The organism is Spirochaetota bacterium (assembly GCA_026414805.1).
In the GTDB taxonomy this organism is placed as follows: domain Bacteria; phylum Spirochaetota; class UBA4802; order UBA4802; family UB4802; genus UBA4802.
Genome location: JAOAIH010000013.1, coordinates 1 through 15658 on the forward strand (window position 1 = coordinate 1; position 15658 = coordinate 15658).

A 15658-nucleotide genomic window follows, 5' to 3' on the forward strand; every position below is an offset into this window, starting at 1 on the left:
GGAGATGTGTATAAGAGACAGTATCAACTCTGGTGAATAACCCTACGCCAGTAACGATAGTATGTTTTCCCGTAGTTCAGAGATGCGTTCTATTTTACTTTGTTTTGCCTCTTTCCGTCTTTTATGAGCTTTGTGCCTATCTTCTTTGGCATTGTAGGTATGTGTCGCATTCCGCTTGAGTTCTCGTAACACGGTAGATGGTGATGGGCCTATCTTTCGTGCAATTTCCCGTAGTGAAAAATTTTCATGTGCATACAGCATTTTTTGAATGACTTCACGCTCATTTCTGTTATATGTGTATAGAGCCTCATAAGAGCTTATCCTCCATAAGTGTTGTTGTGGATCAACAATCACTATATTGGATATCCTTCTTATGAGGCTACATTTTTTTCATCGTGTGTTGCACTTCATTATTGAATTTGCATTTATATTCTGCTTGAAGGAAGGCAAACTGTAAATGGGGTCAGAGCACATTAATAAGGCTTGACTTATTTTATATAATGAAATTAAATTAAGGTGATAGAAGAAAGATTCAGTTGAGCATTTACAACATTTTTTAAATGTTGATGTTACATAAAATATTGTGGAGGGTTCCCTGTGAAAAAGTTTAGTGTATTATTTGGCATTATGTTTGTTATATCATGTGGTGCTTCTGTTAATCCACAGTTGAAAGCAAAAGTAGACAGCCAGTTTGCGCAGTCCCAAGAGACAACGTATGCGGGCACACAAAAATTTATGAAGCCAAAACCGTATGCAGTAGGGCAATATGTGGTGATGGGACAAACTGATTCTGATGGTAAAAAAAGCGTAACAAGAATGGCAATAGTAGGTAAAGCACAGGGCGGATGGATCTTTGAAACTTATACGCTCTCAGACAATCAGGAAGGGATAATGCAGATGCTTATAACTGGTCTTGAGAAAGCCGCAATATCAGGCAATCTTGATGATATGGATATAGTATGGGTAAAGATAAAAGATGAAAAAGGTGATGTGCAGACCGTTGAAGGTCCAATGCTTACTATGATGAAAGGCATGTATAAAAAAGGAATAGCCAGTGTTAGCATGAAGATAACCAGCTATAAAGATGGTGGAGTGATTCAGGTGCCGGCAGGCATTTTCAAAGGGACTAACGTAGTGGATTCTGAAGCTTCATTCTTTGGCAAAAAAATAAAATCAAAAGGGTGGTATCATTATGCAGTTCCCATTAATGGCATTGTGAAAGCAGTGGATGATGATGGGAATACAATTGTTTTACTGAAATTTGGGAATGATGCGAAGCCAATGATGAAGTAGTCTAAATCTTCATAATGAGTGAATCATAGCTTCAGTGCATCTATATAATAAAACAATTATATTCTAAAATAGAGTCTCCCCTCTCCCTACTTTAAGGAAATAGGTTGGGGGTGAGGTTAAATAAGAAATCATTATTTGATCATTATTTGAAAGGAGGAAAGCCAATGAAATCCCTGCAGGGTGCCTGTATCTATATTACAGGTGGTTCAAGTGGAATTGGCCTTGCGTTTGCAAAATTAGCTGCATCAAAAGGTGCACATATTGCAATAATTGCACGCGACACAAAAAAATTGGAACAAGCAAAAAAGGAGATTCAATCCGTTTGTGTAAGCAGTAACCAAAAAGTTGATGCGTTTTCAATAGATGTGTGTAATGCAAAAAAGCTGTATAAAGTCGTACCTGCAATGATAAAAAAATTTGGTAATCCTGATGTTTTAATATGTGCTGCCGGTGTGGGTTTATCAAATTATTTTGAAAATATACATGATGATGACTTTAAGAAAATTATGGATATTAATGTATTTGGAATATGGTATACATTGAAAGCATTTTACCCGTATCTTAAAAACAGAAATACACACTGTGTATTGCTCTCATCTCTTGCAGGGCTTATTGGAGTGTATACATATTCGGCATACGGAACTTCCAAATTTGCTGTATTTGGCCTGGCTGACTGCCTTCGAAGTGAATTTAGAGAAAATGGAATAACATTATCGGTTATTTGTCCACCTGAAGTAGATACACCATTTTTACAGGAAGAACTAAAAACTATACCAAAAAAGGCAAAACGTATAAAACGCATTACAGGTATGTTATCAGCCGAAGAAATTGCTCAGGCAATAATGAAAGCTATAATGAAGAAAAAATTTTTGATTGTTCCTGGCTTTATGAGTAAAACTACATGGTTTTTGCACCGATTATTAAACGGATATGGTACACGGTTACTGACTGATATATTGATTAAGCTATGATAAAAATTGACAACCTGCTTATAATAATAAGTTTTTTAAGTGTTTTGTTGGTGTCAATATATATAGGTGTATACTATACAACTGATACATATATACAAAAAGAAAAAGAAGTATTTAAACCGATAGCTCATAGTAATTTTACAAGGTTTCATAATGTTCCAATCATACTGTACCACAACATAGATGGGAAAGGCCCTTACTCAATTCCTTTTGAAAAACTTAAGAATCAATTTACACTTTTGCAGAATAATGATATCAAAGTGATTTCACTACAACAGATGGAATCACATATTGATATGCATAATCCCTTTACGGAAAAAGTTGTTTCAATAACATTTGATGATGGGTATTATTCTATGTATTCTATATTGATGCCATTGGCCCGTTCAATGAACTATCCTATAACCCTTTTTGTATATATAGATACTATTATGCATAGAGGAACAAATAATTTGACTTGGAGGATGTTACAAATAATGCAAAAAAATAATATTGATATACAATGCCATTCTCAGAGTCATGTTGATCTGGTACAATTGCTTGAAAAAGGTACATTAGAGAGTAAATATGCATTATATAAAGAGATATATCTTTCAAAAAAAGTTCTAGAATTATATTTGAATAAAACAATTGATTATTTTGCGTTCCCGTATGGTAGGTACTGTGTGGAATTGACGGAGCTTTGCAGGGATGCAGGGTATACACGTGTTTTTTCAACTGATTATGGACCAAATATAGTAACAAGGGATAATTATTGTTTAAGAAGACACCATGTTAAAAGCAGTTATCCTGATGAAAAAGTGTTATCGTTGGCATGGTAAACTAAAAAATTGTTGACAAATGGAGACTATATTTCACGTTATAATAAGGTTGCTATCGGCTCCCAAAGAATTATCTAACAAATAGATGCAATACATAGTGATATAACCCTCAAAGTGGTTGTTGTATTAAAAATACTGTGTGCAGGATTGATCTGTTATGAGTATAAAGAAATTATTATTTATTTTTTTTATTATTTTTACTTCCTTCACATTTGCCAATGAAATTTACTTTATAGACAATGAACATATTCAACGGTATAAAGGAAAAAGTGGGAAATGGGTAGAAGTTGCCACTCTGAAACAGCTAAAAATGTATTCTGAGCAGTTTGGTGCAAGTACTGATGAAGTATACACAATCAATGGAATTAATGAAAAAAATTTCAAAAAATCATATATTTTTATTCCTTATTCAGATTCATATATTCAAACCTTGATGGAAAAAGGGATTACGTTACAACCAGTTACTATTTCATATAACGAATTTATCTGGCCAATAGGTGATCCTGAGAAAATTACGTCTGGGTTAGGAAGGCGTTGGGGGAGATTCCATCCGGGAGTTGATATACCTGCACCAAAAGGCACACTGGTGAGAGCTGCCATGGAAGGAAAAGTAATCTATGCAGGGTATTGCGGAAATTATGGTAATTCTATCACGTTAGAGCATAGAGATAATTATATCACTCGCTATGCGCATAATTCAGTGTTGCTGGTAAAGATAGGAGATTATGTACAGAAAGGCCAGGTGATAGCTCTTGTTGGTAGTACCGGACGATCAACGGGTAATCACCTACATTTTGAAATACGATGTGCTGATATACCTCTTAATCCGCTGGATTTGCTTCCAGAAAAAACCCTTATTATAATGAAAAACCCCAAATGAAGTGATACAATTAGTACATGGCCCACCGGATTGATCTGCATATTCATTCTCACTACAGCGAAGATGGTGATTACTCTGTAGAGTATATTTTTCAACTAGCCAAGCAGACAAGGTTATGTGCAATCAGTATTACTGACCATGACTCAATAGAATCAATACCCGATGCAGCCAGGTCATCCGAAAAATATGGCATAGAATATGTTCCTGGTGTTGAATTAACAACAATCTATGAAGATGGCTCTCAACAGCATATTTTGGGATATTATATTAAGGATAATCCCAAACTAAATGAAATATTAAAAAAAATAGGACAATATAGATGGGAGATAGCAAAACGCAGAATTGAAAAATTGCGTGAAATTGGCTTTTCCATGAATGAAGATAATGTATGGAAGAAAGCAAATAATCGTCCTCCAACTGGTACTGCAATAATGCTTGAAGTTTTTGAAAATCCTGCAAATAGAAAGGATGCGCGCCTACAGGAATATTTTGAAGGAAAAAAATCCGACAACAAATTAATGTTTTTTTATAGAGAGTATTTAGCAGAAAACATGCCTGCATACGTGCCGTTTATATCAATTCCAACAAAAGAAGGTATTGAGGTGATAAAAGCTTCAGGAGGTATTCCAGTGCTAGCTCATCCTAAGTTTGTTAGCGGTGAGGAGCATTTACAAAAGATTGTTTCAATGGGAATAATGGGAATAGAAGCTATCTCCTCATATCATACTAAACAGGAAGTTGAATATTTCAAAGAATTTGCCAAAAAATATAATCTATTAGTAACTGCTGGGTCTGATTTTCATGGCCCAACATCTAAGCCAAAAGTTTCTTTGGGAGGAATAGAGGGAAATGATTGCAGTCTCTTGGAAGATTTAAAGAAATTGAAAAATAACCAATAATGATAATTGGGATTACACAAAAGAAAGCAGGTATGATAAAAATAATAGAGGTGGGCTTTACCCCACCTCTTAATATATGAATTGCATATTACAGATATTTATTTAGTTTGTGGTGGAACCTCTAATTTAAATTCATTAATAATATCGCTGTCTTTGGGGAAATTTTGCAAAATTTCTTTTTCCTCTTCTGGAGTTCCATAATATGCCCAATGACACAATTGGCCTATTAAACCTTTAATCTCTTCATCCAAATTGTTATAAATAAAAATTATATTAGCACCTGATTTATATCCCCAGTTAAAGCCATCGGCGCTGTTAACCATAAATGTTTCAGTGATGCCATCACCATCACTATCCTCTGCATAGTAAAGCTTTTCGTCAATGGTTTTCCCACTTACGGTAACTTTGTATTTAGTTGGTGTTTCGGGTGCATTGAGATATGCAGGAATAGGAAGGGGAGTGCGGGTAACAATGAGCCCCGATTCTTTACGGTCAACCATAAGCTTTTTAAATACTTCAACATGTTTTTTAATTAACGCATTACGGACATTTATGAAAAAAGTTCCAAAATTTTTAGATACAAAATCCTCGCTGAAGTTTTTCAGCAGTTCTACTTTGCGTTCAGTTATGCGTACATAGTCAGGTTTATTATTAATTTTATTTTCCCATAAGTCGCCTACTAATTTTGTTTCCATTTCTAAACGAAGACGGTTGTTTGCAACTATGTCAGGATTATCATATCCATCCTGAATAAGATATATTTTCTTCCCTTTTATTATTAATAATGCAGAAAAAGAATTGTCCATATATGGTGAAACCTGTTTTTGAACATGCTGATATGCTATTCTGTCCTCATTGTAGCGGGAAAGGTCTTCAATTATAATTGGCTGGAAGTTAAAGTCAATTGCAATAACTGAAGTTGTACATAATAATATTACAAGCATAACAAGAAAATTCCGTTTTTGTAAAATAAACATACATGCCTCCATCCTTGTGTGTAGTAAAAATTCACGTTGGTACCGCTTGAAATAGCAGCAAAATAACTAAATAATAATCAGTGCATAGAATAACTGGTTAAAATGTTTTTGTCAAATCTTTTATCTAATTTAAAAAAATAGTTGTTATTTAAAACAAATTATTTCTATTTTTGCAGTGGATTGATTGTTATTAATATAATGAAATAAATATGCGACATAATAATTGTTATTATTGTGGTCAAAATGGATTTATATTCAGATCCTATCGTTTTGAGGATATGGCGATAGTTGCTGATGTAAAGATAGAAAAGAAGCATGAGGGCTGGCCAGGTATCCCTCACGGTGGGTTGGCGATGACCACATTCATTGAATTAATTGATATTGCTAAGGAATATCCAGCTCTCTATCCGCATGAATACAGATTTCGTTTTGCAGGGGAACGATTGATGTGTGGTGATGTAGTGCGATGCATTGTTAATAAAGGAGATGCTCGTTACTATTTTGGTACGTTTGGTAAATCATTACAACTTCCCTATTGCAATTGCCGTTACAGTGAAGAACATGTTCATTCATATAGGGGGGAGATTGTTGAAATCTTGAAAAATAATATGGATGCATCAACACCGTTTATTATTCCTAATATGTCAACAAAACTTATTAATACTTCTTCGGGCCAGCATGAGCAGCGGGTATTTTATATAACCGATTATAAAACAGATAGAACCTACTTGATTTCCCATTTAAGTGGTGATAATAATTTTGTGCAAACTTCGGATGGATATGTTCATAATGGTGTACTTAGTTCGCTGCTTGATGAAACCATGGGTTGGTCAACGTTTCTATCGGTATGGCAGGCAGGGGTTACTGTTGAATTACAGATAACATTTTATGATAGAGTAAGTGCTAATGAAGCATTTCATGTAATAGGATTTTGTGATGATGTAAGAGGTGAATACGGTAAAAAGATAACTACTGCCTATGGTGGTGTTATAGCACTGCGTGATGGTGGGCTTGCAATCATTGCATTGGCATATGGTAGATGGTTGACACTGCCAGGGTTTAAAGAACTTATGATACAGTATTTGAAACATTATAGTGAATAGATTAACCGATATAGTTAAACCTAATAATTACACCGGCGACATTATTATAGCTCAAAGCTTCATTAATTTTTTAATTAACTCAGCTAATGCTTTTGCCTTAGATTCATCATTTTTGGATGTTTTGTATATCCTAACTTCTAAACCTAATAATGTTATATTATTATCATTATTTATAATTCTACTGAAAATAAATATATAAATGTTATGATAATATATATAACAATTATATTAATTGTAATCAGTATGCTATCAAAAAAAAATGTGTACTGCCAAATCAGTGAAATGAATAAATTGGCGTAAAATAGAGCAATTAGGATAGTTTTGCAATAAAACGTAATAATGCAAACAATAGTTAAATTTATTGTATGTAAAGAATTATCAGTGTTTTGATTATAACAAAATGTTATAAAATATAACAACAGAATATTAATATTTTATATTTTTTTAAAATTATTTAAAATAAATGTTAACAGAATGTAAACGGTAGTAAATGAATAGAGCATTAAGAAATAGTAAACGTTATTTTAAAATGTATTAGTCCAATGGCTACACTTGCACATTGAGGGGCGATATGATACAAAAAGCAACGGAATGAGCGCCTTTGAGAGGAAAGGATTATTAAATGTAAGTGTAGCCATGATTTGTTATAAAATTTATGTTTTCATAGAGCTCATAGTATGCTCCTATGTAATATGCCAAAAAATTGCAAGTGCCATAAATAATGTTTTAATTTCTTACTTTTCACCCCATTTTTTTATAGCTATTTAAGTAAAATATTCCTTCATCATGCTTTATATCATACATTGTCATATATTGTAATATTATTATATTAAAATTAAATATGTTGATTTAAATCAACAAAAATATAATATAAAGGTATATATAATTTTTTTTAAGTTACAAAGAATTGGAACGGGTTGCAAAAAAAATTGTTTACAAAACATTAAAAATAAAATATCTTGACATGTTATTTTTATTAGTGTAGTATTTTTTATTAATGTAATGCAATGTGAGCATTATTTTTGGGAGTTAACAATTTATGGATATCACAAAAAGAACAAAGGATGACGTTGTCATACTGGATATCTCAGGCGAAATAGACCTTTACAATGCACCGGAGATTAAGGACATCATCAACAGCCTCATTGAAGAAAAAAAATTTAATGTCATTATTAATCTGGAAAAAGTAACGTATATCGACTCTTCGGGGATTGGTGCGCTTATTTCAAGTCTATCAAACTTAAAAAAATATCAGGGTGGGTTGAAGATAATTAACGTATTTGCATCAGTGCGAAAGGTTTTTGAACTCACAAAGTTAACATCCTTCTTTGAAATATATGATTCAGAAGAAGCGGCAATAGAATCATTCAAACGGTAAGTATAAATTCAACCTAAGATACGTGTTGCACATATCCATAATGAGTTTCAGTGGTGTAAGAATTTCAAATAAAGAATCAATGCTGAATCATGCTCAGCATGATGATCTGTATGTTCGGAGGAATATATGAAAATAAACAAAATTATCGCTGTAGTACTAGTTATTGGTGTAGCAATGTTAACTGCCTGTTTTGAAAAGGTTCCTGTTAAGGAGCTATCGCTTGCAAAAAATGCAATTAGCGAAGCTGAATCAGTGAAAGCTGATTACTATGCAAAAGATGAATACCTTTTATCTAAAGATTTGCTTTTAAAAGCTCATGATAATGTAAAAAATGAGGAATATGATAAGGCAAAGCAAAATGCGCTAGACTCACAGAAAAAGGCTAAAGAAGCCTATGATAAAGCGCTCCCACTTCTTGCCAAAGATACTCTTGACGTAGCAACGCAAAGCTTGCAGGCGGCTGATGATGCATATGCGGCAGTTCTTGCAAAGGAAGATTATGCAAAAGCTAATGACATGTTGCAGGAGGCAGGCAAGCAGTATGAAAATAAGAATTACCTTGCCACCTACAAAGCTGCCCTTGACGCAGATATGTATGCAAAAAATGCTCGCAATGTAGCAATGAACCAGAAGGAAACGCTGGCTGATTCAATTAAAGAAGTAAATATTGTTATTGCTCAGGCAGAAAGTTACGGTGCCACTCAATATGCTCCTGAAAAACTGGCTTTGGCAAAGGAACATTCGCAGGTTGCGCGCATGGCGTATGAAACAGGTGAACTTAAAAAAGGTTTTTCAGCTGTTGAAGTTGCAAAGCTCAATGCTGATGATGCATACTTTATTTCGCTGAAAGCAACTGCTGCCAAAAAGATTGAGGAAGCGCAAACAGCTATACAGACAGCTAAAGGCAGTCAAGCTGCACAGCTTTCATCAAGCGATATTAAGGCTGCAGAGGAATCGCTTGAGCAGGCAAAGACTTTATTTAACGATGCCAAATACAAAGAATCAATGATTGCTGCAGGGCAGGCTATCAGTATTGCACAAGGAGTGTCTTCAAAGAAGGCGGTGGCGATAGCTCCTGTGATTGAACAGCAGGCAAAAGAAACAGCAGTTGTAAAAGAAGAACCTAAAGAAGCCCTGCAGAAAAAAGTTGAAGAAGAAACCGACTACACACTGTATAAAGTAAAGTATAATCCTGCAAAAAGGGACTGCCTGTGGCGTATTGCCGAAAAATTTTACAATGACGGATTTAAGTGGAAAGTGATTTTTGAAACAAACAGGGATATTGTAAAAAACCCTGATTTAATAAAACCTGGCTGGATGCTGAAAATACCAAAAACTGCAACAAAGATAACACAGCCAGTAAAACCAGTAAAAGATGAAGGTAAACAAGCAGTTATAAAAGAAAAAGAGCCACCTGCAACTGAGCTTAAAATGAAAACTGAATAAATGTAAGGGGCTGCTTTTGCAGCCCCTTAGTATTATTTATTCTTTGATTCTTCCCACAGTGCATCCAATTCATGGAGTGAGGTTTGCGTAATATCCTTGTTCATTTCATCAAGGCGTTTTTCTATATATTGAAAGCGCTGTATGAATTTGGATACAGTATGTTGGAGAGCTTCTTCGGGATTGATTTCTACATGCCGTGCAATGTTAACTATAGTAAATAAAATATCACCAATTTCTTCCTTAAGTGCTTGGCGGTTTTCTTTATTGTTTTGTAGTGCATGGTTAAATTCACTTACTTCTTCGTGTAATTTGGATATAACGTCTTCAATACGCTCCCAGTCAAAGCCAACCCTACCAACTTTTTGCTGCACACGGTATGCCTTCAGCAATGCGGGAAGATGAGCTGGTACACCTTCTAACAAGGACTCTCCATTTTGTTTTTCTTTTTTCTTAATTTTTTCCCAGCGGTCTATGACCTCATATTTATCTTTTACGGTATCGTTGCCAAATACGTGAGGATGACGGCGGATTAACTTTTCAATGACAGTGGTGGCCACATCATCAATATCAAAGATATTTTGCTCACTGGCAAGCTGTGCATGTGCATAGATTTGATATAAAAGGTCGCCTAATTCTTCTTTAAGGTTTTCATAATTGTTGTTTTCTATTGCTTGATATACTTCGTAAGCTTCTTCAATGAGGTAAGGCTTCAATGTATCTGAGGTTTGTGCCTTATCCCACGCACATCCATTGGGGCTTCGTAATATGCTTGCGATTTCTTTTAATCTATACAGGGGTGGTGTTTCCATTGTTTTCTCCAGAAAATGAATGTTAAGTATGTGAATATGTATTGTTATAGAGATTAATAATAATTACATGTTGTATAGTACACAAAATAAAAAGCAATGATATCCGCTGCCACAAAAGAATACTACTATAGGGTATCCTGCAATTTTTATTACGATTGTTATACATTCATTTATAGCGCTTTATTACAGTAATATCAAAACTAATGCACTAAGCTTTAGATTTTTTATGCTGATGCTATGTGCACTGCATCACTATAAGAAAAGACAAAGATTTTAAAAAATTATTTGAGGAAATTATTAGTATCAAGTAAGTAAAATTTTATGTTGACACTATTATATTATTGTGGACATACGCACTATAGAGCATACCATAGTGTAGATACATACTAATTTTTCCCTAACATACGAGGTATTTCATGAGTATACAAAAATTTTTAAAGGATTCGGATCCTGAAGTATTTTCAATTATTCAGAAAGAAAATCAGCGTCAGGAGAACACGCTTATACTAATTGCATCAGAAAATTACACATCACAGGCGGTGCTGGAGGCGTCGTCCTGTACAATGACCAATAAATATGCAGAAGGGTATCCCGGCAAGCGTTACTACAATGGCTGTCAGTTTGTTGACGAGGTGGAAACCGTAGCTATCGCCCGCATTAAAAAACTTTTTGGTGCCGATGTTGCAAACGTTCAGCCACACAGTGGCACGCAGGCAAATATGGCTGTGCTTATGGCATTGCTTGAACCGGGCGATACCATTATGGGAATGAACCTTTCACATGGCGGTCACCTTTCGCATGGCTCCCCAGTTAACTTTTCGGGTATTTACTTTAAGGTTGTATCATACGGTGTCACAAAGGATACTCACCGCATAGACTACGACCAGGCAGCTATGCTTGCTAAAGAGCATAAGCCTAAAATCATCATTGCCGGCGCATCAGCATATCCGCGCATAATTGACTGGAACAGGTTTCGGGAGATAGCTGACAGCGTTGGCGCTGTGCTTTTAGCTGACATTGCGCATATTGCAGGGCTTGTTGCAACAGGGCATCACCCTTCGCCAGTGCCAGTTGCTGATTTTGTAACGATGACCACTCATAAAACACTGCGTGGGCCACGCGGCGGATTAATACTAGCAAAGCAAAAATACGAAGGGATGATGAACAAGTACATTTTCCCGGGCATTCAGGGTGGGCCGCTTATGAATACTATTGCAGCCAAAGCGGTGGCATTTGGTGAGGCGCTGCAGCCGTCATTTAAGGATTACTCGGCTCAGGTAATTGCTAATGCTAAATCTTTGGCCCAAACATTGTTATCGCGTGGACTTACTCTTGTCAGTGGCGGCACAGATAATCACCTGTTGCTGGTTGATCTTCGCAATAAAAACTTAACCGGCAGGGATGTTGCCAACAGGCTGGAAGAGGCTGGTATAACCTGTAATAAAAATGGTGTACCGTTTGATGATAAATCGCCTATGGTAACGAGCGGTATACGCCTTGGAAGCCCTGCACTCACTACAAGGGGCTTGAAGGAAGATGATTTCAGGCATATTGGCAATTTAATCTGTGACATCATTGATAATATGGATGATGAAAAAGTGCTAAACCGGGTGAAAGGCCAAGTGCAGGAAATTTGCAAGGCATATCCCACTGATTTTTTGCGCCTAGAGCCGCGAGGAATATAGTTCTTGACTAAATGCACGAAATGTAGTAGCATTCATACGTCATTTGATGAACATAAAGGTAAGAAGCATAAATCATTTATTCTAAAGATTTATCACCCTTTTGTGATTGGAAATGACAGGGTATGTAGTCTGGGATTTCTAATGACAGAAGAGAGAGTTTAGGTACCATGTTTTAAATCAAGCAAAAGCAATTTTTATTTTTATTGGAGGAATATATGAAAAAGGTAGTAGCCGTACTAATTATGTGTTCCATAGCAGTAGCTGGCTGTAAAAAAGAAAAGAAATATACCGTGGCGCGTGAAGGGCTGGTTAACTTTGTTTCTGGCACAGTGCTGCTTGTTACAAATGGAACTGAAGCAAAAGCCCAGATTGGCGATGCAATCAAAGAAGGCATGACTATCAAAACAGTGGGGCCAAAATCGTTAGCTGAGATTTATATTGGCGAAAATGCTGTAAAGATTTTAGGCGATACAGTTGTAAAAGTTGAAAAACTTTTGACCAATGTTGACAGCAATACTGAAGAGTCATCGTTTATTGTAGAAAAAGGGCGCATGTTCTCAAAAGTAACAAAGAAGCTTGCCAAGGGCGATAGTTATCAGGTAAAAACTCCTACCGCAATAGCAGCGGTACGCGGTACTGATTTTCTGGTGACTCAGGAAGAGGATAAGAGTAATGTTGCCTGCTTGGATGGTATGCTTGAAGTCTTGAACCAGAGCCTGGCAACAGGTCAGCCAATAGTGCTTGAAGAAAAGCAGGAAGTTGATGTTGTTCCTGGGCAGGACATGGTAGCAAAGCAGATATCTGAAGACAAGCTGCGTATGCTTTCAATTCTTCTTGAGATAAAGGCAATGCGAGAAGATATCCGCAAGAAGTATGAGCAGCAGCGCGAGGAAATTTTGAAGTATGTAGAAGAACAGAAGAAAGCTGACAAAACGATGCTAGAAGAACAGCGTGAAAAGGACAAAGCGCTGGTTGAAGAGCAGAAAGCTCGTGACAAGGCAATGATTGAAGGCATAAAGGGTGAGATAAAAGGTGAATCAGGCAAGGCTGCTCAGCAGTCACTTGATGCAGCAAAGAGCCAAATGCAGGATGCCAAAGCGGTTGATAAGGACCAGGCTTCAACAGAGGCAAAAGATCAGATGAGTGCGATGAAGCCAAAGATTGAAAAGCCAAAAGTAGATTTAAATCAGTTTAAGAATCAGTGATATATAAAATTTATTACTATTATACATATTACCCCGCTTCTGCGATAAGCGGGGTAATGTTTCTAATAATTTTGCTATCAGGCAAAATTATTAGCTATTTTTTTTGCTTATAGGCAAAAATTCTTGACTCCCACCCCATTATTTAGTACTGTATATTTATGACAGTAGATAGATATCTTACACGCTCCATTTACAATGATCTTAACCAAAAAATGGTATTTGTGGGTGGTCCACGTCAGGTTGGTAAAACTACACTTGCCAAAAAGTTAATTGGCAAAATGTATGACTGTGCTGCTTATTTCAACTGGGATAATCGTCAGGATAGAAAAATTATTATACACAGTCAATGGCCAGGGAATGCCAATCTGATTATTCTTGATGAAATACATAAGTATAAGAACTGGAAGTCGTTTGTAAAAGGAGAATATGATAAACATAATGAACGGTTTCACTTTCTTGTGACAGGGAGTGCTCGTCTTGATGTGTACAGGAGGGGTGGTGATTCTTTACAGGGCAGATATCATTATTACCGATTGTATCCTTTTTCACTGGCAGAATTAATTGGCAAAAACAATCTCCCTGAAGTGTTTAATGAGTTAAAGATTGAGAATATTCACCATGAAGATGTACTATTACAGCTTGATACGTATGGAGGATTTCCTGAACCTTGTATTAGTCAAAACAGTAAAACTCTGAGGCGGTGGCATAATGAAAAGATTGAACGAATGTTTAGAGAGGATATCCTTGATATTGAACGGATCACAGATATGAGTAATATGAAATTATTTAGTGATATGCTTCCAGAACGCGTGGGTTCACCGTTATCATTGAATTCATTGCGAGAAGACATTGGAGTAAGTCATAAAGCAGTTTCAAACTGGTTGAATATATTGGAATCATTTTATTACTGTTTCAGAGTATATCCTTATGCTCAATCAAAGATCAGGTCAATTAAAAAAGAACCAAAATTATATCTTATAGACTGGTCTGAGGTTGAAGATGAAGCTGCAAGGTTTGAAAATATGGTTGCAACACATCTTTTAAAATTTGCACATTTTATTTATGATAGCGAAGGGTATGTGTGTGAATTATGGTATTTGCGAAATGTTGATAAAAAAGAGGTGGATTTTTTACTGACAGTCAATAGAAAACCCTGGATAGCTGTTGAAACTAAACTATCTGATGTTTTAGTTTCAGGTAACCTTGAATATTTTAAAGAAAGGGTTCCTATTCCATTCTGTTATCAAGTTGTAAAAAAACCTGGCATTGATTTTTTTACTCCTTCAAATATTAGAATTATTTCAGCTGATAAGTTTTTGGCAGCTCTTGTATAAATTATTTATTTACAAATTCTTATTATATACTAAATTAAATAACCAATTTAAGGAATCGTACTATGATCAAATTAGCCTTCATAGGGACCGGCACCTGTAACGCAACTTCACGTAAACCACAGTCGCTTGCATTTTCTATTGATGGAGAGCTTGTCATGGTTGACTGTGGCGGTGGTGCCTATCATGCTATTGCTGCACTCAATGATCCTGATTTCAACTATAGCACTATTTCTACAATTATACTTACTCATTATCACGTTGATCATGTTTCAGGACTGCCTGACCTTTTATGGGGTGAGATGTGGGATCATACAGGGCACCGAACCGAACCGCTGACAATAGTGGGTCCGAAGGGATTGCATAACTTTTATCAGGAACGACTTATGCCGTTTATGGGGGACTATCCGCTGCCTTTTAAGGTGGATCTGATTGAATTGAAAGATGGTGATATTTTTGAAGGAAATGGATACAGGGTAACATCAGTGGCACTTGCACATGGTGATTATGCATCAGGGTATCGGTTTGATTTTGGTACTTTATCGGTAGCAATTACTGGTGACACAGGATACTGCGATGCGTTGGTTACACTACTTTCATCTGTGGATAAAGCTGTAATTGAGTGGGGTATAGCTTCAGAAGATGAGTATCCGTTGCATCTATCTTCCAAAGACATTATTACGTTAATAAAAAATGATGCCTGGCCACAGAATGTATATGCACTTCATGTATACCCTGTTGTGGATGTAGATTTTAATGAACAAATACAAAAAATGAAAGCACTTGTTGCTTCATACAATAAATCCATTGAATTCCCTTCCGATGGGGATATATTGACATTGATTTCTTGATATTTATTT

15 protein-coding genes are annotated in these 15658 nt (G+C 35.8%); 12 read left to right on the top strand and 3 right to left on the bottom strand.

Translation table 11 applies throughout. The annotated features are described in order from the left end of the window. Nucleotides 1–42 precede the first annotated feature (42 nt). A complete protein-coding gene (locus N3F66_04210; GenBank protein MCX8123350.1) occupies nucleotides 43–354 on the bottom strand; it encodes a helix-turn-helix domain-containing protein in 312 nt (103 codons plus the stop codon). A 243-nt stretch (nucleotides 355–597) separates the two neighbouring features. Here N3F66_04210 and N3F66_04215 point away from each other — a divergent pair, with 243 nt between their 5' ends. The 5 genes from N3F66_04215 (at nucleotide 598) to N3F66_04235 (ending at nucleotide 4864) form a co-directional block, all read left to right on the top strand. Continuing rightward, nucleotides 598–1293, top strand: a complete 696-nt coding sequence (locus tag N3F66_04215) for a hypothetical protein (GenBank protein ID MCX8123351.1) — start codon at nucleotides 598–600, stop codon at nucleotides 1291–1293. A 164-nt stretch (nucleotides 1294–1457) separates the two neighbouring features. Further along, nucleotides 1458–2264: an SDR family oxidoreductase gene (locus tag N3F66_04220; protein ID MCX8123352.1), complete on the top strand. Its 807-nt coding sequence runs from the start codon at nucleotides 1458–1460 to the stop codon at nucleotides 2262–2264. Nucleotides 2265–2314: 50 nt separating this feature from the next. Further along, the gene (locus N3F66_04225) at nucleotides 2315–3085 is read left to right on the top strand and encodes a polysaccharide deacetylase family protein (GenBank protein ID MCX8123353.1); all 771 of its coding nucleotides are present in this window, start codon (nucleotides 2315–2317) and stop codon (nucleotides 3083–3085) included. A gap of 157 nt (nucleotides 3086–3242) precedes the next feature. After that, a complete protein-coding gene (locus N3F66_04230) occupies nucleotides 3243–3965 on the top strand; it encodes a M23 family metallopeptidase (GenBank protein ID MCX8123354.1) in 723 nt (240 codons plus the stop codon). A 17-nt stretch (nucleotides 3966–3982) separates the two neighbouring features. Then, nucleotides 3983–4864, top strand: coding sequence for a PHP domain-containing protein (locus N3F66_04235; GenBank protein ID MCX8123355.1), 882 nt, complete (start codon nucleotides 3983–3985; stop codon nucleotides 4862–4864). Between the two features lie 98 nt (nucleotides 4865–4962). Here N3F66_04235 and N3F66_04240 read toward each other — a convergent pair whose 3' ends face one another. Next, a complete protein-coding gene (locus tag N3F66_04240) occupies nucleotides 4963–5841 on the bottom strand; it encodes a hypothetical protein (protein MCX8123356.1) in 879 nt (292 codons plus the stop codon). Nucleotides 5842–6050: 209 nt separating this feature from the next. Between N3F66_04240 and N3F66_04245 the strand changes: the two genes are divergently transcribed. The 3 genes from N3F66_04245 to N3F66_04255 all read left to right on the top strand — a co-directional run bounded on the left by N3F66_04245 (nucleotide 6051) and on the right by N3F66_04255 (nucleotide 9768). Further along, nucleotides 6051–6944 carry a hypothetical protein gene (locus N3F66_04245; GenBank protein ID MCX8123357.1) on the top strand — a complete coding sequence of 298 codons (894 nt, stop codon included), beginning with the start codon at nucleotides 6051–6053 and terminating at the stop codon, nucleotides 6942–6944. Between the two features lie 1039 nt (nucleotides 6945–7983). After that, nucleotides 7984–8322, top strand: coding sequence for an STAS domain-containing protein (locus N3F66_04250; protein MCX8123358.1), 339 nt, complete (start codon nucleotides 7984–7986; stop codon nucleotides 8320–8322). Between the two features lie 126 nt (nucleotides 8323–8448). Further along, the gene (locus N3F66_04255; protein MCX8123359.1) at nucleotides 8449–9768 is read left to right on the top strand and encodes a LysM peptidoglycan-binding domain-containing protein; all 1320 of its coding nucleotides are present in this window, start codon (nucleotides 8449–8451) and stop codon (nucleotides 9766–9768) included. 32 nt (nucleotides 9769–9800) lie between these two features. Here the strand turns inward: N3F66_04255 and mazG are convergent, their stop codons facing one another. Next, a complete protein-coding gene (gene mazG / locus N3F66_04260) occupies nucleotides 9801–10577 on the bottom strand; it encodes a nucleoside triphosphate pyrophosphohydrolase (GenBank protein MCX8123360.1) in 777 nt (258 codons plus the stop codon). A gap of 416 nt (nucleotides 10578–10993) precedes the next feature. Between mazG and N3F66_04265 the strand changes: the two genes are divergently transcribed. The 4 genes from N3F66_04265 to N3F66_04280 all read left to right on the top strand — a co-directional run bounded on the left by N3F66_04265 (nucleotide 10994) and on the right by N3F66_04280 (nucleotide 15649). After that, a complete protein-coding gene (locus N3F66_04265; GenBank protein MCX8123361.1) occupies nucleotides 10994–12262 on the top strand; it encodes a serine hydroxymethyltransferase in 1269 nt (422 codons plus the stop codon). Between the two features lie 215 nt (nucleotides 12263–12477). Beyond that, nucleotides 12478–13467: a FecR domain-containing protein gene (locus N3F66_04270; protein ID MCX8123362.1), complete on the top strand. Its 990-nt coding sequence runs from the start codon at nucleotides 12478–12480 to the stop codon at nucleotides 13465–13467. 158 nt (nucleotides 13468–13625) lie between these two features. Then, complete coding sequence (locus tag N3F66_04275) at nucleotides 13626–14801, top strand: ATP-binding protein (protein MCX8123363.1); 1176 nt, start codon at nucleotides 13626–13628, stop codon at nucleotides 14799–14801. A 62-nt stretch (nucleotides 14802–14863) separates the two neighbouring features. Continuing rightward, nucleotides 14864–15649, top strand: a complete 786-nt coding sequence (locus tag N3F66_04280) for an MBL fold metallo-hydrolase (GenBank protein MCX8123364.1) — start codon at nucleotides 14864–14866, stop codon at nucleotides 15647–15649. Nucleotides 15650–15658: the final 9 nt, after the last annotated feature.

Coding starts and splice junctions, on each gene's coding strand:
- N3F66_04220 (MCX8123352.1), top strand. CDS start 1,458: ATGAAATCCCTGCAGGGTGCCTGTATCTATATTACAGGTGGTTCAAGT.
- N3F66_04275 (MCX8123363.1), top strand. CDS start 13,626: ATGACAGTAGATAGATATCTTACACGCTCCATTTACAATGATCTTAAC.
- N3F66_04245 (MCX8123357.1), top strand. CDS start 6,051: ATGCGACATAATAATTGTTATTATTGTGGTCAAAATGGATTTATATTC.
- N3F66_04250 (MCX8123358.1), top strand. CDS start 7,984: ATGGATATCACAAAAAGAACAAAGGATGACGTTGTCATACTGGATATC.
- mazG (MCX8123360.1), bottom strand. CDS start 10,577: ATGGAAACACCACCCCTGTATAGATTAAAAGAAATCGCAAGCATATTA.
- N3F66_04235 (MCX8123355.1), top strand. CDS start 3,983: ATGGCCCACCGGATTGATCTGCATATTCATTCTCACTACAGCGAAGAT.
- N3F66_04270 (MCX8123362.1), top strand. CDS start 12,478: ATGAAAAAGGTAGTAGCCGTACTAATTATGTGTTCCATAGCAGTAGCT.
- N3F66_04280 (MCX8123364.1), top strand. CDS start 14,864: ATGATCAAATTAGCCTTCATAGGGACCGGCACCTGTAACGCAACTTCA.
- N3F66_04230 (MCX8123354.1), top strand. CDS start 3,243: ATGAGTATAAAGAAATTATTATTTATTTTTTTTATTATTTTTACTTCC.
- N3F66_04265 (MCX8123361.1), top strand. CDS start 10,994: ATGAGTATACAAAAATTTTTAAAGGATTCGGATCCTGAAGTATTTTCA.
- N3F66_04240 (MCX8123356.1), bottom strand. CDS start 5,841: ATGTTTATTTTACAAAAACGGAATTTTCTTGTTATGCTTGTAATATTA.
- N3F66_04255 (MCX8123359.1), top strand. CDS start 8,449: ATGAAAATAAACAAAATTATCGCTGTAGTACTAGTTATTGGTGTAGCA.